Origin of the sequence: Micromonospora sp. DT231 (assembly GCF_049847025.1) — a bacterium.
In the GTDB taxonomy this organism is placed as follows: domain Bacteria; phylum Actinomycetota; class Actinomycetes; order Mycobacteriales; family Micromonosporaceae; genus Micromonospora.
This window is the reverse complement of the sequence record NZ_JBNCNO010000012.1, coordinates 52963-71411: the sequence shown is the minus strand read 5'-3', so window position 1 is coordinate 71411 and position 18449 is coordinate 52963. Positions and strand designations below refer to the sequence as shown.

The window sequence follows — 18449 nt, the reverse complement described above, 5'->3', positions numbered from 1 at the left end:
ACAACCAGAAAGGCTCATCTCGCTCCGCGAGATGAGCCTTTCTCGTCCCCGCCCCCTGCCCCCTGCCCTGCCCCCTGTCCCCGCCCCCGTCCGTCCCCGCCCCCTGGCCCCGGTGATCATGAGGTTTGCGGGCGCGACACGCCGTCGCGCGTCACGCTAACCCCATGATCAACGCGGGAAAGGGTGGGGGAGGGGCCGGGTGGGGAGGGGTGGGGGACTGGTTAGAGGCCGGAGAGGCGTTGGCCGGCTCTTACTACGGCCATGGCGTGGCGTTCGCCGGGGCGGCGGCCCAGGCGCTCGATGGGGCCGGAGATGCTCACCGAGGCGATCACTCGGCCGGTGCGGTCGCGGATCGGCGCGGAGACGCTCGCCACACCGGCCTCCCGCTCGGCGACGCTCTGCGCCCAGCCACGGCGGCGGACCTCGGCCAGGGTGCGGCCGGTGAACTTGCTGCGCGGCAGCAGTGGCATCACCGCCTCCGGCGGCTCCCAGGCGAGCAGGATCTGCGCCGCGGAGCCGGCGGTCATCGGCAGCACCGAGCCGACCGGAACGGTGTCCCGCAGGCCGCTGGCGCGTTCCGCGGCGGCCACGCAGATCCGCTCGTCGGCGCGGCGCAGGTAGAGCTGGGCGCTCTCGCCGGTGGCGTCGCGCAGCGCGGCCAGCAACGGCTCGGCGGCGGTCAGCAGGACGTCCGGCGCGGCGTTGGCCAGCTCGCCGAGGCGGGGCCCGGGGCGCCATCTGCCCTGGGTGTCCCGCACCAGCATCCGGTGTATCTCCAGGGCCTGGGCCAGCCGATGTGCGGTGGCTCGGGGCAGCTTGGTGCGATCAACGAGTTCGGCCAGGCTGGCGCCGTCGACGCAGGCGGCCAGGATGACCACCGCCTTGTCGAGAACGCCGACACCGCTCATACTGTGTCCCACAAGCCGAAACTTACCTCCCAGAATTTAGGATGTCCAGATGGTGGGAGTCACTCCTGAGCCGAGGACCCTGGCCGAGAAGGTCTGGGACGCGCACGTCGTACGGTCCGCCGCTGGTGAGCCGGATCTGCTCTTCATCGACCTGCACCTGCTGCACGAGGTGACCAGCCCGCAGGCGTTCGACGGGCTGCGGCTCGCCGGCCGCCGGGTGCGTCGTACCGACCTGACCCTCGCGACCGAGGACCACAACACCCCGACCGGGTACGCCGACCCGGCGTTCCGCCTGCGCCGTGGTGACCTGCTCACCATCGAGGACCCGACGTCGCGTACGCAGATCGAGACGTTGCGGCGTAACTGCGCCGAGTTCGGGGTGCGGCTGCACCCGCTCGGCGACGAGAACCAGGGCATCGTGCACGTGATCGGCCCGCAGCTCGGTGTCACCCAGCCGGGCATGACGATCGTCTGCGGCGACTCGCACACCGCCACCCACGGCGCGTTCGGGGCGCTCGCCTTCGGCATCGGCACCAGCGAGGTGGAGCACGTGCTGGCCACCCAGACGCTGCCGCAGAGCCGGCCGAAGACGATGGCCGTGAACGTCACCGGCCGGCTGGCCCCGGGCGTCACCGCCAAGGACCTGGTGCTCGCGCTGATCACCCAGGTCGGCACCGGCGGGGGGCGCGGGCACATCGTCGAGTACCGCGGCGAGGCGATCGAGGCCCTCTCCATGGAGGGGCGGATGACCATCGCCAACATGTCCATCGAGTGGGGCGCCAAGGCCGGCATGATCGCGCCGGACGAGACCACCTTCGCGTACCTCAAGGGTCGGCCGAACGCGCCCCAGGGCGCGGACTGGGACGCGGCGCTGGAGTGGTGGCGGACGCTGCCCACCGACGAGGGCGCGCGCTACGACGCCGAGGTGACCCTGGACGCCAGCCGGATCACCCCGTTCGTCACCTGGGGCACCAACCCGGGGCAGGGGGCGCCGCTGAGCGCTCCGGTGCCGGACCCGGAGGACTTCGTCACCGACTCGGAGCGCACCGCCGCCCGCCGCGCCCTGGAATACATGGACCTGCGCCCCGGCACCCCACTGCGGGAGCTGCCCATCGACGTGGTCTTCGTGGGTTCCTGCACCAACGGCCGGCTAGAGGACCTGCGGGCCGCCGCCGACGTGCTGCGGGGCCACCGGGTCGCCGACGGGGTCCGGATGCTCGTGGTGCCCGGTTCCGCCGCCGTCCGGGAGGCCGCCGAGGCCGAGGGGCTGGACAAGGTCTTCGCGGACGCCGGTGCCGAGTGGCGGTTCGCCGGCTGCTCCATGTGCCTCGGGATGAACCCCGACACGCTGAAGCCGGGTGAGCGCTCGGCCTCCACCTCGAACCGCAACTTCGAGGGCCGTCAGGGCCGGGGTGGGCGTACCCACCTGGTCTCCCCGCCGGTCGCCGCCGCCACCGCCGTGGTCGGCCGGCTGGCCGCCCCCGCCGACCTGTAGAAGGGACGCCAGGAGATGGACAAGTTCACCACCCACACCGGCACGGCCGTGCCGCTGCGGCGGTCCAACGTGGACACCGATCAGATCATCCCCGCCGTGTACCTCAAGCGGGTGACGCGGACCGGCTTCGCCGACGGGTTGTTCAGCGCGTGGCGGGAAGAGCCGACATTCGTCCTCAACGATGAACGCTATTCCGCCGCGTCGATCCTGATCGCCGGTCCGGAGTTCGGCACCGGCTCCTCCCGGGAGCACGCGGTCTGGGCTCTGCGGGACTGGGGCTTCCGCGCGGTGGTGGCGCCCCGCTTCGGCGACATCTTCCGCGGCAACGCCCTCAAGGAAGGTCTGTTGCCGGTCGAGCTGGAATTGAAAGCCGTCGAAGAGTTGTGGGATCTGGTCGAGGCGGATCCGACCACCCCGGTGACCGTCGACCTGACCGCCCGCCAGCTCCGGGCCGGGGACGCCAACTGGTCGTTCCCGCTTGACGACTTCAGTCGTTGGCGGCTGCTGGAGGGCCTCGACGACATTGGACTCACCCTCCGCAACGTCGCCGACATCGACTCCTACGAGGCCCGCCGACTGCCGTTCCTGCCCTCCGTGGCATAGCCGTACGCTCGGCCGCACAGCGGATTCCACCCCCATCGGTCCCACCGGTGGGGGTGAATCCGTTACGACACAAGGGCTTTTTTCTACCGAATGTTTGTGTCCCGGCAGCGCAGGGCATAACGTGCGCGCAGAATGGCTCGCGACGAGTCAGTTGCACAATCGGGAGGAAGTCGTGAACAAGGCCGAGCTCATCGAGGCGCTCGCTGTTCGCCTGGGGGACCGGAAGACGGCGACGAACGCCCTCGAGGCGGTCCTCACCGAGGTCCAGGCGGCGGTCACCAAGGGCGAGAAGGTGGCGATCACCGGATTCGGAGCGTTCGAAAAGCGTGTGCGTGGTGCACGAACAGCGCGCAACCCGCGTACCGGCGAGGCGGTGAAGGTCAAGAAGACATCCGTCCCGACCTTCCGCCCCGGCGCCGGATTCAAGGAGATGGTGGCCAGCGGCAAGGTGCCGAAGGCCACGGTGGCGACGAAGAAGGCCGCCACCACCACCGCCACGGCCAAGACGGCCGGCACCAAGGCGGCGGGCACCAAGGCGACAGGCGCCAAGGCCGCGGGCACCAAGGCAACCGCGGCCAAGGCGGCCAGTAAGAAGACCGCCCCGGCCAAGGCGAGCAAGACCACCACGGCGACCAAGACGGTCGCCAGCAAGAAGACCGCCCCGGCCAAGGCGAGCAAGACCACCACGGCGACCAAGACGGCCGCCAGCAAGAAGACCACCGCGGCGAAGAAGACCACCGCGGCGACCAAGTCGACCGCGGCGAAGAAGACCACCGCGACGGCGAGCAAGAGCACGGCGGCCAAGAAGGCGCCGGCGAAGAAGGCTCCGGCCAAGAAGGCGGCCAGCAAGCGCTGACCGACCAGCACCGAAAGGGCGTCCACCCGTTGGTGGACGCCCTTTCGGCGTACGGGGACCGTTGACCCGGTCGGCGCGCTCGCGCAGAATCGCCGTGCCGGCCCCCCTCCGCCGGTCCGCCGACACCGAAATGGGGCACCGGTGCGCTACCGCCAGGTCACCACCGGGACACTCGCGCTGGGCGTACTCCTGCTCATCGACGTGCTGCGCGTCTGGCTGCCCGGCATCATCACCATCTTCGGTCAGGCGGCGTCCACCCCGGCCGAGCTGATGGGCGCGTTCGCCCTCGGCTGGTTCGTGCTCGCCCTGGGCGCACCCGCTGTGGTTCGCCGGGTCGGCGCCCGCCCGGTCACGGTCGCCGCCGCCGTCCTGCTGGCCGTCGCCCGGCTCGCGCTCACCGTCGCGCCCGGAGGGCGTACGCAGCTCTGGCTGGCCACCGCCGGGCTGCTCGCCGGGCTCGTCTGGTTGGTCGGCGTCGCCGCCGACACCGACCGACCGGTCCCGGGGCTGGCGTTGGGGTTCGCGGTCAACGCGGCCCTGCACGCCGCGCTGGACACCGTCGACCTGGTCTGGCGGGGCGACTGGGTGGCCTGGCTGCTCAGCTCCGTGACGGTGGCCCTGTTCCTGTTCGGTACGGCACGCTCTGGCAGCGCCGCCGGTACGGCGGGTTCCGGCAGCGCGGCCGGTACGGCGGGCTCTGGCAGCGGGGCGGGAGCGGCGGGTTCCGGGAGCCGGGCGGGCGTTGGTGGGGTTCGGGCCTGGCTGCTGGCGGGGCCGGCGCTGCTGCTGGCCGGCATGGTGGCGCTCTCCCCGGCGCTGGCCCAGACCGGAATGTCGTACCTGCAAGTCGGCGGCGGTGTGGCGCGCTCGCCGCTGCTCGGCATGGCGCCGGTGCCGGTGGCGGTCGCGGCCTTCCTGTACACCGCGCTGACCCGACCGTCCGAGCGGTGGGGCCGAGCGTACGGGCCGGTGGCGGTGGTGGTCGGTGCCGTGCTGTTCGCCCTCGGCCAGGGTGACCTGCTCCTCCCCGGCGTCCTGCTCGCCGCCCTCGGTCTCGGCGCCTGCCTCGCCCGCACCGACGACGCCACCAGCCCGAGGAGCGACACCACTGCCGGTCCAGTGGTCGCTGCCGGTCCAGCGGTCGCTGCCGGTCCGGCGGACGCTGCCGGGGACGAGGCGATCGCCGCCGGCGGTGAGTCGGTCGACGAGGCGGTCGCTGCCGGGGATCAGGCGGTCGCCGCCGGCGGTGAGTCGGTCGACGAGGCGGCCGACGCGCGGTCGGCGGCCCGGCGGGGGTACGCGGTCGCCGCCGGCATGCTCGTCTTCGCGCTCGGTGCCGTCGGGTACTACTCCGCCTACGACCTCGGCTACCCCAACGCTCCGGTGCCCGTGCTGGTGGCCCTGCTGGTCGCCGTGGTGGCGTTCACGGCCCGTCCCCTGGCCCACCCCACCCCCGGGCCGTTTCCGCCGCTCCGGGCCGCGGGGGCGGTCGCCGCACTGGCCCTGCTGGCGCCGGTGCTCGCCGACGAGGTGCAGGTGGCCAGCAACCGCGAGGGCCCACCGGAGCGGCTGACCGTGGTGGCGTACAACATCCGGATGGGTTTCGGGCTGGACGGTCGGTTCGACCTGAACGGGCTCACCGAGGCCGTCGACAGGCAACAACCGGACGTGGTGTTGCTCAGCGAGGTGGACCGGGCCTGGCTGCTCAACGGTGGGCACGACACCCTGGACCTGCTGGCCGATCGGCTCGACATGCAGTACGTCTTCGGGCCGGCCGCGGACCCGGTGTGGGGCGACGCGGTGCTCAGCCGTTGGCCGGTCACCGATCCGCGGACCCTTGCCCTGCCGGCCGTCGGGGCGCCCACCGGCGCGCAGGCGCTCGCCGTCACGCTGGATCTCGGCGACGGCGTCCGTACCGCCGTGGTGAGCACCCACCTGCAACCTCCACCCGGGCGGGGTCCGGTGGTCCAGGCCCGTGCGGTCGCCGACTTCGCCACCGGGTACGCGGCCGGCCGGCCGCTCGTGGTGGCGGGTGACCTGAACACCGAGCCCGGCGACGAGGCGTTCGGACAGTTCACCGCGGCCGGTCTGGTCGACGCGTTGGCCACCGCCCGACCACTGGCGACGAGCCCCGCCGACGATCCGCGCCAGCAGATCGACCACATCTTCGTCTCGCCCGGCCTCACCGCGACCGATCCGGTCGCGCCGCGCGGCACGGCCAGCGACCACCTGCCGGTGGCGGTGACCCTGACCCTGCCACCCCGCTGACCGGGCGGCGCGTTACAGGCGGTCGGCGGCGAGCAGCCGGTCGCCACCGAAGGCGAGCAGCCACCCGCCGCCCTTGGGGGTGGTGAAGTCCTCGTCGGTGCGGCCGGTCAACCGTTGCAGGGCACCGGGCAGCACCTTGCCCTGGCTGCACACCGCCACCTGCCCACCGGCGGTGGCCAACTCCAGCACCGTGGCGGCGGTGGCGAGGATCTGCTCGTCGGCCTGCTGGCCGGCCTGTGGCTCGTCCAGGTCGCCGCAGATCTCGATCGGCAGGTCGAGCAGCGCGGCGGCCGGGTCCAGTGTCTGCACGCAGCGTCGCGGTGACGCCGACACCAGCCGGGCCGGTCGGATCAGGGCGACCAGGTCGGCCAGCGCGGCCGCCTGGGCCCATCCCTCGGCGTCCAGGGGCCGGCCGACATCCGGGCCGGACCAGGTGGCCCGCTTACCGGCGTGCGCGTGCCGGACCAGCGCGACAGTCGCGGTGACCGCCGGCAGCGCGGCGAACGCCGCCAGCACCTCGGCGTCGTGCGGGTAGCTGACCAACTGGATCGCGTCGTCCACCGCGAGCCAGCGGATGTCGTCCACCTCGGTGTTCGGTTGGAAACCGCCCTGGGCAGCCGCGAGCATCGACCAGTAGTCGACAAGCTTGTCCTGCCCCTCGCTGCGGTACCGCACCGACGGCAGCCGGACCTGCGGCACGCCCCGGACGTCGGCCTCCTCGGCGACTTCGCGCACCGCGGCGGCCAGCGGGTGCTCACCCCGTTCCAGCTTGCCCTTGGGCAGCGTCCAGTCGCCGTAGCGGGGGCGGTGCACCACACAGACGCGTACGCCGTCGGCGGTCGGCCGCCAGGCCACCCCGCCCGCCGCCCGGATGCCGGTCACGGCAGCCAACCGGTCCGCCGCCGTCGGGTGGCCCGGTGCCAGGCGGCCGGGAAGAGGTCCCGCATCCGGCGTACCGACAGGCGTTCCCGCTCGGCCAGCCGCCCGGCGGTGACCGCCAGCTCGTGGTCGTCCGGCCGTTCGGCGGCGATCTCCAGCCAGGTGTCCGCCGCCACTGCCGCGTCCTGGTGCTCGCCGAGCACGTCCTGCACGACGGCCAGGGCGCGGGACAGCCGGCGCGCGCCCTTGCCGACGGTCGACGCCACCGCGTTCACCGCGTACCGGGCCTGTTTGCCCTCCTTGCGAACGGCGTGCCAGCGCTCGTCCGGCGACTGGGCGTCGAGCCCGTCGACACCGTCCGGCCCGGACAGCCGCCGCCAGGGCCGGGCCACGAGCGCGGGCAACGCCTCCGCCGCGGGGGCAGCCGCCGCACGGGTGAGCCGGGGCGCGCGGGCGGCCAGCACCAGGGCGTCCACCAGGGCCAGGTAGCGCGGGGAGCGCAACGCCTCGTCGATGGCGACGAGCGCCTGCCGCTGCCGTTGGGCGAGCACCTCGTCCAGCCGGTCCACCGCGCCCTGGTCGAGCGGGCTGAGCGGATCGGCGCTCGCGGTGTCGCGCAACCGCCCGCGCAGCACCTCGGCGTCGCGGGCCGCGCCGAGGACACCGGCCAGCCAGCGCAGCTCGTCGCGCAGCGGACGGGACCAGGTCTTGCGGATCAACGGCTTGAAGGTACGCAGATCACTGCGCAGACGTCGGCAGCCCACCCGCATCTGGTGCACGGCGGAGTCGCCACCGCCCGCCGAGGCGCGCAGCCGGACCAGCGGGTCGTGCGCCAACAGCCGGCGGATCTCCTTGCGGATCGACTCGGTCACCACGTCGCCGGCGCTCGGCTCCCCGGTCAGCCCGGCCGGCGCGACCAAATCCGGGTCGGCCTGCGCCGACGCGCCCAACGCCCGTACGTGCTTCGGGGTGAACGTGCCGCCCTGGGCGCCCGCCTCGCGCAGCACCGCCCCGATCCGATCGAGCAGTGCCCGGTCGCCGGCCTTGCGCTCCACCTCCAGCTCGCGGAACGTGTCGGTGGTGGCGCCGGCGTCGTCGAGCACCGTCACCCGGTCGTCCACCACCTCGGCGAGGACCGCGCCGGCCTTGTCGCACACCTCGTACGCGTGCCGGACCGTCCGCACCACTGTCACCGGGGTCAGCGGGGCGCCCCGGTGCAGGACGGTGACCAACTCGACAAGGTCCGGCGGCGGCTGGCCCTTCGGACCAGGGCGGGAGATCTCGTGCCGGACGCCCGGCGTCCCGGTCGGCAGCTTCACCGTCCAGGGCAGCTCGTCGCCCCGGCGGTGGCGCAGCGAGGCACCGGCCCGGGCCAGCCGTAGGTCGACCGTGTCGAGGTAGCGGGCCACGAGTGTCACCGGTGGCAGGGCGCGGATCCGACCGCCGGCCGGGGCCGTGGCGGCCAGGTCCGGCAGCACATAGGCGTCGTCCACCTCGTACTTCTGCTCCTCCTCGACCATCAGTTCAGCCTAGGCGCTGATCGGTCAACTGGCCGTGCCACCGACCCGGCGCAGCAGTAGTTCCTGCAGGTGAGCCCGCGCTTTTGCGTCTTCGCCGGTACGCCTGGTCCAGGTGCCGTCGCCGGCCAACTCGAACGCGTCCACGTCGGGGCTCATCGCGGCGGCCAGCACCTGGTCCAGCTCGGCGCGGGCGATCGGGTCGCTCACCCGCACCAGCGCCTCCACTCGACGGTCGAGGTTGCGGTGCATCAGGTCGGCGGAGCCCATCCAGAACTCGGCCTCGCCGTTGTTGCCGAACCGGAAGACCCGGGAGTGCTCCAGGAACCGACCGAGGATCGAGCGGACGCGAATGTTCTCCGACAGCCCCGGCACCCCCGGCCGCAGCGTGCACATGCCCCGGATGAGCAGGTCGACGTGCACACCGGCCTGGGAGGCCCGGTACAGCGCGTCGGTCACCCCCTCGTCGACCAGCGAGTTGACCTTGAACTGGACCAGGCCGGGCATGCCCAGCCGGACGTGCGAGATCTCCCGCTCGATCCGTTCGATGAGCCCGCTGCGAATGCCCTGCGGGGCGACGAGCAACCGCCGGTACGCGGTCTGTCGGCTGTACCCGGTGAGCACGTTGAACAGGTCGGTCAGGTCCGCGCCGATCTCCGGGTCGGCGGTCAGCATGCCGAAGTCCTCGTACATCCGGGCGGTCTTCGGGTGGTAGTTGCCGGTGCCGATGTGGCAGTAGCGGCGGATCTGGTTGCCCTCCTGACGGACCACGAGCGCGGTCTTGCAGTGCGTCTTGAGGCCGACCAGGCCGTACACCACGTGGCAGCCGGCCCGTTCCAGCGTGCGCGCCCAACCGATGTTCGCCACCTCGTCGAACCGGGCCTTCACCTCCACGAGCACCACCACCTGCTTGCCGGCGGCGGCCGCGTCGACAAGCGCGTCGACGATCGGGGAGTCGCCGCTGGTGCGGTAGAGGGTCTGCTTGATGGCCAGCACGTTCGGGTCGGCGGCGGCCTGCTCGATGAAGCGCTGCACGCTCGTGGCGAACGAGTGGTACGGGTGGTGCACCAGGATGTCCCCGTCGCGCAGGGTGGCGAAGACGCTGCGCGGCACCTCGCCCTCGGCGAGCCGGGGGTGGGTGGCCGGCACGAACGGCGGGTCCTTGAGGTCCGGCCGGTCGGCCTCGCCGTAGACCTGCCACAACGCGGACAGGTCCAGCAGGCCGGGCACCCGCAGCACGTCCTGCTCGTTCATGTCCAGCTCGCGGACGAGCAACTCCAACATGTGGTCGGAGATGGACGCGGCGGCCTCCAGGCGTACCGGCGGACCGAACCGGCGCCGGGCCAGCTCCCGTTCCAGCGCCTGGAGCAGGTCCTCGTCGCGGTCCTCGTCGACCTCCACCTCGGCGTTGCGGGTGACCCGGAACAGGTGGCACTCGACCACCTGCATGCCGCTGAACAGCTGGCCCAGGTGCACCGAGATCAGGTCCTCCACCGGCAGCATCCGTACGCCCGGCTGGTCCCGGTCCACCCGCACGAAGCGGGGGACGTTGTTGGGCACCTTCACCCGGGCGAACAGCTCCGAACCGCCATCGGGGTCGCGAACCGCCACCGCCAGGTTCAGCGACCGCCCGGAGATGTACGGGAACGGGTGCGCCGGGTCCACCGCGAGCGGGGTCAGCACCGGGAAGATGTGCTCCCGGAAGTAGGTGCGCAGCCGCTCCCGCTCGGGGTCGCCCAGCTCGCCCCAGCGCAGGATGCGGATGCCCTCGTCGGCCAGTTTGGGCAGCACGTCGTCGACGAAGCAGGCGGCGTGCCGGGCGCCCAGCTCGGCGGTCCGCTCGGCGATCATCTCCAACTGGGTACGCAGCGGCAGCCGGTCCCCGCCACGCACCGGCAGGCCGGCGGAGAGCCGCCGCTTCAGCCCGGCGATGCGCACCATGTAGAACTCGTCCAGGTTGCTGGCGAAGATCGCCAGGAACTTGGCCCGTTCCAGCAGTGGGGTGCGCTGGTCCTCGGCCAGGGTGAGCACTCGGGCGTTGAAGTCGAGCCAGGAGAGCTCCCGGTTGAGGAAACGGTCCTCCGGCAGCGGCGGGGCCGCCGGCGGCTCGTCGTCGTCCTCCTCGTCGCCTGTCGGCAGGTCGCTCGGCAGGACCGGGTGGACCGCGCCGGCGGCCGGACCGTCCGCCTCGACGGTCGCCGGGGGGTCGAGGACCTCGTCCAGCCCGGAGGAGGCGGCGCCGGGATCGTCGGCGAGGGTGTCGGCGCGGGCGGCGCCGGCCCGCTCGGCGCGGGACGGGCGGAAGCGACCGTCGGTGCCGCGCGTACGGGAGCCGTTGCGGAGGTCGGTGGTGGTCGGGCGGGCCGGGTGCTCGCGAGGGGTGCTCACCCGCTCATAATCACCCGATTACGGTAAACGCAAAATGAACTTGGGCTCGCCGGCTCAGATCATCGTCGGCAATGTCACTCGGACGACCTCTCCGTCGGGATCGGTGTCGATGCGAACCCGCTGGCCGAGCCGGAGCAGCCGCAGCCCGGAGGCGTCGAAGGCCCGGGCGGGAAAACGCATCTCGGTGCCGTCGTCGAGCAGCAGGACACCGCTGCGCGTCGCCGCGTCGTAGCTGGCCACCGTGCCCTGCATGCTGGCACCGTACACCCGGCGGTCAGCGCCCCGAGCGGGCCGGGCGGGTCAGCCCGCCGAGCGGGCCGGGCGGGTCAGCCCGCCGAGCGGGCCGGGCGGGTCAGCCCGCCGAGCGGGCCGGGCGGGCGGCGGTGACGAGCGCGGCGGTGCGCGGCCCCAGCCCGAGCCGGGCGGCGGCGGTCAGGTCCGCGGCGGTGTCCACGTCCCGGCGCAGGCTGGGCCAGTCGCCGCTGAGCGGCAGCGCTCCACTCGCCGCGTGCGCGACCGCCGAGCCCACCCCGAAGCGAGGGTCCAGCGGCACACCCGGCGGGGCGGTGAGCAGCACGGTGCCGCTGCCCGGCGCGTCGGGCACGAAACGGCGTACCGCCGGTCGTCCGTTCTGTGCCGCGAGCAGCGCGCTGGCCAGCTCGGCCGGGCGCAGCGCCGGCAGGTCCGCCGTGAGCCCGGCCACCCACCCGGCGGTCGTCGCGGACGCGCCGTGCCGGAACGCGGCGTTCAGTCCGGCGGCCGGCTCGTCGGGCAGCACCCGCGCGCCGGCGGCCCGCGCCGCCCCCGCCACCCGAGCGTCGTCGGTCACCACCAGGGCCTCGGCGACCGCCGGGCAGGCCAGCACCGCGCGGAACGTGTCGGCCGCCAGGGCCAGTGCCAGCTCCTCGTGCGGTACGCCCGGCAGAGCGCCCCGCAGCCGACTCTTGGCCGCGGCCAGATGCTTCACCGGCACCACAACGGCCCACCTCGGCTGACTCACGCCCGCAATCCTGCCAGCAGGACGGCGGGACCCTCGCTGGCCGTACCGGGGGCGAGCAGGCATGATTTCCGCTGCGGGTGTCGCGGGCGGGGTCTCGCGGCGGGTTGGGGCGCGACGAGGAGGCAGAGTGGCACGGCGGAGGCTGGGGTTCTGGCAACGGTTCGCCGTGGGGCTGGTGAAGCCGGTGATGACCGTGTGGACCCGGCGGACCTGGCGTGGCCAGGAGCACCTTCGCCGCGACGGCGGCATCATCATCGTGGCGAACCACATCTCGCACGCCGACCCGCTGGTCTCCGCGCACTTCATCTACGATTCCGGGCGCTGGCCGCAGTACCTGGGCAAGGCCAGCGTGTTCCGGGTGCCGGTGATCGGCTGGATCCTGCACCGGTGCCGGCAGATCCCGGTCGACCGGGGCAGCGTCGACGCGGTCCGCTCCCTGGACTCCCTGGTCGCCGCGCTCGACCACGGTGGCGCCGTGGTGATCTACCCGGAGGGCACCACCACGCGACAGCCGGAGCTGTGGCCGATGAAGGCCAAGACCGGAGCCGCTCGGCTGGCCCTGGCCACCGGCGCTCCCGTCGTACCGGTGGTGATGTGGGGACCGGAGCGGCTCTTCGACCCCCGGACCAGCCGCGTCAACCCGCGCCCCCGGATCCCGGTGACAGTTGTCGCCGGGGCACCGATCGACCTGAGCGGGTGGGCCGACGCCCAGCCGACCCGGGCCACCCTCGAGGAGATGACGGACACCATCATGTTGCGGCTGCGGGACATGCTCGGCGAGGTCCGCGGCGGCACCCCGCCGCCGCTGTGGGAGCGACCGGCCCGGTCCTCCGCCGGGCGCGAGCAGCAGGGTGAGGCGGCGTGAACGGGCGGGGCGTCAACTCCCGCGCCGGGGCCGTTCCGGCCATCCCGACGCGCTCCGGAGCGGTCGCGTGACCGGCCACGTCGCGGTGCTCGGTGCGGGTTCCTGGGGCACGGCGTTCGCCAAGATCCTCGCGGACGCGGGGCGGGACGTGACGGTGTGGGCCCGTCGTGCGCCGGTCGCGGAGAGCATCCGGACCGAGCGCTGCAACCCGGAGTACCTGCCCGGTGTGCTGCTGCCGTCCCGGGTCACCGCCACCCGCGACGCGGCCGAGGCGATCACCGGCGCCGAGGTGGTGGTGCTGGCCGTACCGTCGCAGACCCTGCGCGGCAACCTCGCCGAGTGGGCCGGGCACCTGCACCCCGACTCGACACTCGTGTCGCTGATGAAGGGCATCGAACTCGGCACCACCAAGCGGATGAGCGAGGTCATCGTGGAGACCGCCGGGGTCGCCGCGGACCGGGTGGTGGTGGTCTCCGGCCCGAACCTGGCTCCGGAGATCGCCGCCGAGCAGCCCGCCGCGACAGTCGTCGCCGGGACGAACAGCCACCGCACCGTGCTCGTGCAGTCGTCGATCCGGACGCCCTACCTGCGCCCGTACACGAACGACGACGTGATCGGCTGTGAGCTGGGCGGGGCGGTCAAGAACGTGATCGCCCTGTCGTACGGCATCGCCACCGCGATGGGCTTCGGCGACAACACCCGGGCCATGCTGATGACCCGGGGGCTGGCCGAGACGGCCCGGTTGGGCGTGGCACTCGGCGCGGACCCGATCACCTTCGCCGGCCTCGCCGGCATGGGCGACCTGGTCGCCTCCTGCTCGTCCCCGCTGGCCCGCAACCGCACCTTCGGCGAGCATCTCGGCCGGGGCGAGACGTTGGAGCAGGCCCAGGCCGCCACCCGGCAGACCGCCGAGGGCGTGAAGAGCTGCCTGGCGATCCGAGACCTGGCCCGGGCACACGGTGTGGAGATGCCGATCACCGAGCACGTCGAGCGGATCTGCCACGAGGGGATGGACCCGCGCCTCGCCGTGCAGACCCTGATGAGCCGGACCGCCAAACCCGAGTCGTACGAGTGAGGAACCGATGAGCGAACTGGGTGACGGCACCCGCTGCGTACGCGCCGGCCTGCCCGAACCGGCACCGGGGGATCCGTTCCTGCCCGGGCCGGTCTTCGCCGCGCCGTACCACCTCGACCCGTGGCAGGGCCAGGGCACGTCGCCGAACGGCTACGGCCGCCCGGACAACCCGACCCGACGGCTGCTGGAAGCGGCCGTGGGCGAGTTGGAAGGCGGTGACTGTCGGGTCTTCGCCAGCGGTCAGGCGGCCATCACCGGGACGCTGCTCACCCTGCTGCGACCGGGCGACACAGTGGTGCTGCCCTCCGACGGCTACTTCCCGGTCCGGGCGTTCGCCACCACCGTGCTGGAGACGATCGGCGTGCGGGTGCTCTTCGTGCCGACCGTGGGGCCGTACCCGTCCTTCGAGGGCGTCCGGCTGGTGCTCGTGGAGACCCCGGCCAATCCGGGTCTGGACGTGGTCGACGTCGTAGCCCTGGCCGAGCGGGCCCACGCCGCCGGTGCGCTGCTCGCGGTGGACAACACCACCGCCACCCCACTCGGTCAGCGCCCGCTGGACCTCGGCGCCGACCTGGTGGTCGCCTCCGGCACCAAGGCGCTCACCGGCCACTCCGACCTGCTGCTGGGCTACCTGGCCAGCCGGTCCGCCGAGCTGATCGACGCGGTCACGCGGTGGCGTACCGGCACCGGCTCGGTCCCGGGCGCGTTCGACGCCTGGTTGGCGCACCGGTCGCTGGCCACCCTCGACCTGCGGCTGGCCCGGCAGAGCGCGAACGCCGCCGCCGTCAGCGACCTGCTCGCCGGCCGGCCGGACGTGACCGGGCTGCGCTGGCCGGGGCGGCCGGACGACCCGGCGTACCCGGTGGCCTCGGCGCAGATGCGCCGGATGCCCGGGGTGCTCTCCTTCGACCTGGGCACCGCCGACCGGGTGGGCCGATTCGTCGCGGCCGCCCGGTTGGTGGCGGCGGCGACCTCCTTCGGCGGGCTGCACACCACCGCGGACCGGCGGGCGCAGTGGGGTGACGACACCGCGCCCGGCTTCGTCCGGCTGTCCTGCGGTGTGGAGGACACCCCCGACCTGGTGGCCGACATCGCCGCCGCCCTGGACGCGGCCGGACCACGCTCCGGAGGCCTGTGACACCCACCGATCGGCCCGCCCTGATACGCCGGCTGCGTGCCGCCGGTTGCGTCTACGCCGAGGACGAGGCCGATCTGCTGCTGGCCGCCGCCGACTCGCCGGCGACGTTGGCCGACCTGACCGACCGTCGGGTGGCCGGCGAGCCGCTGGAGTACCTGCTCGGCTGGGCAGAGTTCTGCGGCCTGCGAATCGCCGTCGACGCGGGTGTCTTCGTGCCCCGTGGTCGGACGGCCCTGCTGGTCGAGGTGGCGGCCGGGTTGACCGGCCCGGCTCCGGCGGTGGTCGACCTGTGCTGCGGCTCCGGTGCCACCACCGTCGCGCTGGCGCATCGGCTCGCGCCGCGTTGGCTGGCCGCCGCCGACATCGACCCGGCGGCCGTGGCGTGCGCGCGCCGCAACCTCTCCGGCCTGAGCGCCGAGGTGTACGAGGGTGACCTGTTCGCGCCCCTGCCCGCGCGATGGCGGGGCCGGCTGGACCTGGTGGTGGCAAACGCCCCGTACGTGCCGACCGACGCGGTGGCGCTGATGCCGCCGGAGGCGCGGCTGCACGAGGCCCCGGTGGCGCTCGACGGCGGGCCGGACGGGCTCTCCGTGCTGCGCCGGGTGGGTGTCGGGGCGGCCGACTGGTTGACGCCGGGCGGGCACCTGGTCGTCGAGGCCGGCGTCACGCAGGTGGACGCGCTCTGCGCGGCGTTCGAGGCAGCCGGCCTGGTGCCCGGCGTGCGGCAGGACGAGGATCTGGACGGCACCGCGGTGACCGCCCGACGCCCCGACTGAGCCCGCACCCCGGATGACGCCGCATCGCGGTTGACACCGCGTCGGCCCGGTGGCGGGCAGAACCTGGCCGGACCCCCTTGCGCGCCCTTTGCTCTGCACCCGCCCACGCACCACTGACGGTCCGTAACTGGCGCATGGGCGGGTGCAGAGCAAAGGGGGGAAGAGGAGGGCAGGGGGCGACGCCCGGCGGCGACGCCACGGCACCGTCGAGCTGACCGCGCCGACCGCGAGACCGGATCTTCTGGTCAAAAGGGATGTGCGGTGACGCCTGTCGGCACCTCTGCCAGCACACGGGTGGCCGGCGTGGCGGGGGGAGAGGGGTTGGCACTAGCCTCGGCTCACACTCTTACGGGCGGGAGGCGGTTTTCGGTGGGCAGCGCAGGGGTGCCGGTGGTCGTCGGGCTGGACAACGGCGGCACCAGCAACAACGCCACCGTGCTGACGGTGGACGGCCGCTTCCTGGTGGACGGGCTGTTGGAGATCCCCAGCGAGGTGCGGTCCGGGCCGGAGGCGGCGATCGAGGCCCTGGCCAGGGCGCTGGACGGCGCCCTGGCACAGACCGGCGTGCCCCGTGAGCTGGTCCGGGCGGTGGGGCTCGACACTCCCGGCCCGGCCAGCGCCGACGGCGTCATCTCGTCGCGGGGTTCCACGAACTTCTCGCAGCCGGCGTGGCGGGGCTTCGACGTGCGGGGCGCGCTGGAGCGACGGCTCGGCCTGCCGGTGATCTACCACAACGACGGCAACGCGGCCGCCCTCTACGCCCACCACGTGCATTTCGGCGAGGACGCGATGAACCGCTCGTCGGTCTCTGCGATCGTCGGCACCGGCCTCGGCGGCGGTGTGGTCGAGAGCGGCCGGGTGATCGCCGGCGCCGCCGGGATGGCCGGGGAGCTTGGGCACGTGCACATTCCGCTGGGCGGGTTGCTCGGCCCGGGGCAGTCGGAGCCTACCTGCGCCTGCGGCTTCACCGGGGACGTGGAGAGCATCGCCTCGCTGACCGGCATCGAACGTAACCTCCTGCCGTACTGGTTGACCCGCTATCCCGACCACCCGCTCACCGCCGAGCCGGTGGCCCGGGCGGCGAAGTTGGTCCGGGGGTACGGCGAGCGGGGGGATGCCCTCGCGCGGGACCTCTTCACCCAGCAGGCGATGGCGCTGGGCCGGCTGTTCACCGTCGCGGCGAACTTCACCGATCCGCACGCGTACTTCGTCGGTGGTGGGGTGGTGGAGGCGGCGCCCGAGTTCCGCGACTGGTTCCTGGCGACGGTCCGTGAGCACACCGTGCTTCGCGAGGAGCAGGCGGCGGTGGCCACCTTCGCGCTGGTGCCGGACCGGGACATGGCCGGTGCCCGGGGCGTGGCGATCGCCGCGTTGGAGGCGCTGCGTGCCGTCCCGGAGCCCCGGCCGTTGGTCGCCTGAGTCCGGCGTTTCGTCGGCTGACGCCGGTCCCGACCGGCCGCTCGTCGCCTGAGTCCGGCCTCGCCGGCCGTGTGTCGCCTCAGTCCGGTCCGCCCCGGTCGCCGCGCCGAGTGGTCGGCGGTGCGGCGGCCGGGGCGGCGGGTGGTGGTGCGGTTTGTCGAATCAGTGCCTCGGCCTCCCGGTCACTGCAGGGGAGGTGCCTGGGCGAAGGCGGCCCAGGCGGTCGGCGGGAACAGCAGCGCGGGCCCGGACGGGTCCTTGGAGTCGCGGACGGCCACCAGCCGCGGGATCGCGGCCACCTCCACGCAGGCGCCCTCGTCGCCGCTGCGGCTGCTCTTGCGCCACGCCGCCGCGGCCATGGCCGCTGTGATCGTCGGTGTCATTGGTCTTACCGTCCCTTCAGGGCTGTCAGGAGCATTCCGCGGCTGTCGGCCGGGCTGAGCGCCACGCTTCGGAGGTGCTCCATGATCTTGGTGCAGGTCCGCGTCTCGCCGGCTCGGTCGAGGATCATCTGACCGGCGACGGTCTCCACCGAGGCGATGATCGGATCCTCCGGATCGGCGAACTCGAGGATGTGCAGGGAGCCTCGGGTGCCCCGGTGGTAGCCGGCGGAGAGCGGGATCACCTGCACGGTGATGTTCGGCAACTCGGCCATCTTGACCAGGTGCCGCAGTTGGCCGTCCATCCCCGACTGGTCGCCGACCGGGCGCAGCAGTGCGCCCTCGTCGATGATCGCGTCGAGGATGGGCGGATCGTCGCCGGTGAGCCGTTGCTGCCGGTCGAGTCGGACCTTGACCCGCTGCTCCACCAGGTCGTCGGTGAGGGTGTGCGGACCACCGCGCATCACGCCACGGATGTAGTCGGCCGTCTGGAGCAGGCCGGGCACCACGGAGGGCTCGAAGTTGGCGATCGCGGTCGCCTCGGCCTCCAGCGCGATGAAGTCGATGGTGCGCGGATCCAGCAGGTAGGAGTACGAGACCCACCAGCCTGGCTTGCGGGCGTCCTTGGCGAGCTGCACCGCCGCGGCCACCTCCTCGGCACCCACCCCGTACGACGTGAGCAGCGCGCGCACGGTGGCCGGGGTGATCAGGGACTGGGCGTTCTCGTACCGGGAGAGGGTGCTGCGGGTGCTGTTGATCTCATCCGCGGCGGTTTCCAGCGTCAGGCCGGCGGCTTCCCGGTGGTGGCGCAGGGCGATGCCGAGCCGGCGGGCACGGGCTGTCTTCGGAGCCATGCATCGATGGTCGCACACATCCTTGGGA

17 protein-coding genes are annotated in these 18449 nt (G+C 73.3%); 9 read left to right on the top strand and 8 right to left on the bottom strand.

The annotated features are described in order from the left end of the window. Positions 1-221: 221 nt before the first annotated feature. Positions 222-908: an IclR family transcriptional regulator gene (locus ACPXBU_RS26270; protein ID WP_110562481.1), complete on the bottom strand. Its 687-nt coding sequence runs from the start codon at positions 906-908 to the stop codon at positions 222-224. A gap of 49 nt (positions 909-957) precedes the next feature. Between ACPXBU_RS26270 and leuC the strand changes: the two genes are divergently transcribed. The 4 genes from leuC to ACPXBU_RS26250 all read left to right on the top strand — a co-directional run bounded on the left by leuC (position 958) and on the right by ACPXBU_RS26250 (position 6130). Continuing rightward, entirely contained in the window at positions 958-2403 is a 1446-nt protein-coding gene (gene leuC, locus ACPXBU_RS26265; RefSeq protein ID WP_393372811.1) for a 3-isopropylmalate dehydratase large subunit, read from the top strand. A gap of 15 nt (positions 2404-2418) precedes the next feature. After that, on the top strand, positions 2419-3006 hold the full coding sequence (gene leuD, locus ACPXBU_RS26260; RefSeq protein WP_425760088.1) for a 3-isopropylmalate dehydratase small subunit: 588 nt from the start codon (positions 2419-2421) through the stop codon (positions 3004-3006). Positions 3007-3178: 172 nt separating this feature from the next. Beyond that, on the top strand, positions 3179-3862 hold the full coding sequence (locus tag ACPXBU_RS26255; protein ID WP_393372817.1) for an HU family DNA-binding protein: 684 nt from the start codon (positions 3179-3181) through the stop codon (positions 3860-3862). A 141-nt stretch (positions 3863-4003) separates the two neighbouring features. Next, positions 4004-6130 (top strand): endonuclease/exonuclease/phosphatase family protein, encoded by a 2127-nt coding sequence (locus ACPXBU_RS26250; RefSeq protein WP_425760087.1) that lies wholly within the window; start codon positions 4004-4006, stop codon positions 6128-6130. A gap of 12 nt (positions 6131-6142) precedes the next feature. Here the strand turns inward: ACPXBU_RS26250 and ACPXBU_RS26245 are convergent, their stop codons facing one another. From ACPXBU_RS26245 to cofC, 5 genes are all read right to left on the bottom strand, one after another. Then, positions 6143-7021 carry an NUDIX domain-containing protein gene (locus tag ACPXBU_RS26245; protein ID WP_425760086.1) on the bottom strand — a complete coding sequence of 293 codons (879 nt, stop codon included), beginning with the start codon at positions 7019-7021 and terminating at the stop codon, positions 6143-6145. Further along, positions 7009-8529: a CHAD domain-containing protein gene (locus tag ACPXBU_RS26240; RefSeq protein WP_425760085.1), complete on the bottom strand. Its 1521-nt coding sequence runs from the start codon at positions 8527-8529 to the stop codon at positions 7009-7011. The genes ACPXBU_RS26245 and ACPXBU_RS26240 overlap by 13 nt, the downstream gene beginning before the upstream one ends. A 24-nt stretch (positions 8530-8553) precedes the next feature. Next, positions 8554-10914 (bottom strand): RNA degradosome polyphosphate kinase, encoded by a 2361-nt coding sequence (locus ACPXBU_RS26235; protein WP_425760084.1) that lies wholly within the window; start codon positions 10912-10914, stop codon positions 8554-8556. A 54-nt stretch (positions 10915-10968) separates the two neighbouring features. Beyond that, entirely contained in the window at positions 10969-11166 is a 198-nt protein-coding gene (locus tag ACPXBU_RS26230) for a cold-shock protein (RefSeq protein WP_030335323.1), read from the bottom strand. Between the two features lie 100 nt (positions 11167-11266). Next, positions 11267-11914, bottom strand: coding sequence for a 2-phospho-L-lactate guanylyltransferase (cofC, locus tag ACPXBU_RS26225; RefSeq protein ID WP_425760083.1), 648 nt, complete (start codon positions 11912-11914; stop codon positions 11267-11269). 127 nt (positions 11915-12041) lie between these two features. On the opposite strand from cofC, the gene ACPXBU_RS26220 reads away from it, so the two are divergent. From ACPXBU_RS26220 to ACPXBU_RS26200, 5 genes are all read left to right on the top strand, one after another. Continuing rightward, positions 12042-12779, top strand: a complete 738-nt coding sequence (locus ACPXBU_RS26220; protein ID WP_393372833.1) for a lysophospholipid acyltransferase family protein — start codon at positions 12042-12044, stop codon at positions 12777-12779. A gap of 67 nt (positions 12780-12846) precedes the next feature. Then, positions 12847-13854, top strand: coding sequence for an NAD(P)H-dependent glycerol-3-phosphate dehydrogenase (locus tag ACPXBU_RS26215; RefSeq protein WP_425760082.1), 1008 nt, complete (start codon positions 12847-12849; stop codon positions 13852-13854). A gap of 7 nt (positions 13855-13861) precedes the next feature. Beyond that, complete coding sequence (locus ACPXBU_RS26210; RefSeq protein WP_425760080.1) at positions 13862-14992, top strand: cystathionine gamma-lyase; 1131 nt, start codon at positions 13862-13864, stop codon at positions 14990-14992. Then, complete coding sequence (locus tag ACPXBU_RS26205) at positions 14989-15768, top strand: putative protein N(5)-glutamine methyltransferase (RefSeq protein ID WP_425760079.1); 780 nt, start codon at positions 14989-14991, stop codon at positions 15766-15768. Before ACPXBU_RS26210 ends, ACPXBU_RS26205 begins: the two co-directional genes overlap by 4 nt. 369 nt (positions 15769-16137) lie before the next feature. Beyond that, positions 16138-17187, top strand: coding sequence for an ROK family protein (locus ACPXBU_RS26200; RefSeq protein WP_425760078.1), 1050 nt, complete (start codon positions 16138-16140; stop codon positions 17185-17187). Between the two features lie 182 nt (positions 17188-17369). On the opposite strand, the gene ACPXBU_RS26195 is transcribed toward ACPXBU_RS26200, so the two are convergent. Continuing rightward, positions 17370-17570, bottom strand: coding sequence for a DUF397 domain-containing protein (locus tag ACPXBU_RS26195; protein WP_425760077.1), 201 nt, complete (start codon positions 17568-17570; stop codon positions 17370-17372). 5 nt (positions 17571-17575) lie between these two features. Then, positions 17576-18421 carry a helix-turn-helix domain-containing protein gene (locus ACPXBU_RS26190; RefSeq protein ID WP_393372848.1) on the bottom strand — a complete coding sequence of 282 codons (846 nt, stop codon included), beginning with the start codon at positions 18419-18421 and terminating at the stop codon, positions 17576-17578. Positions 18422-18449: the final 28 nt, after the last annotated feature.

What these genes read in the sequence shown, in the direction of transcription:
- leuC (WP_393372811.1), top strand. Translation starts at nt 958, where the DNA reads ATGGTGGGAGTCACTCCTGAGCCGAGGACCCTGGCCGAGAAGGTCTGG.
- ACPXBU_RS26195 (WP_425760077.1), bottom strand. Translation starts at nt 17,570, where the DNA reads ATGACACCGACGATCACAGCGGCCATGGCCGCGGCGGCGTGGCGCAAG.
- ACPXBU_RS26230 (WP_030335323.1), bottom strand. Translation starts at nt 11,166, where the DNA reads ATGCAGGGCACGGTGGCCAGCTACGACGCGGCGACGCGCAGCGGTGTC.
- ACPXBU_RS26240 (WP_425760085.1), bottom strand. Translation starts at nt 8,529, where the DNA reads ATGGTCGAGGAGGAGCAGAAGTACGAGGTGGACGACGCCTATGTGCTG.
- ACPXBU_RS26210 (WP_425760080.1), top strand. Translation starts at nt 13,862, where the DNA reads ATGAGCGAACTGGGTGACGGCACCCGCTGCGTACGCGCCGGCCTGCCC.
- leuD (WP_425760088.1), top strand. Translation starts at nt 2,419, where the DNA reads ATGGACAAGTTCACCACCCACACCGGCACGGCCGTGCCGCTGCGGCGG.
- ACPXBU_RS26270 (WP_110562481.1), bottom strand. Translation starts at nt 908, where the DNA reads ATGAGCGGTGTCGGCGTTCTCGACAAGGCGGTGGTCATCCTGGCCGCC.
- ACPXBU_RS26190 (WP_393372848.1), bottom strand. Translation starts at nt 18,421, where the DNA reads ATGGCTCCGAAGACAGCCCGTGCCCGCCGGCTCGGCATCGCCCTGCGC.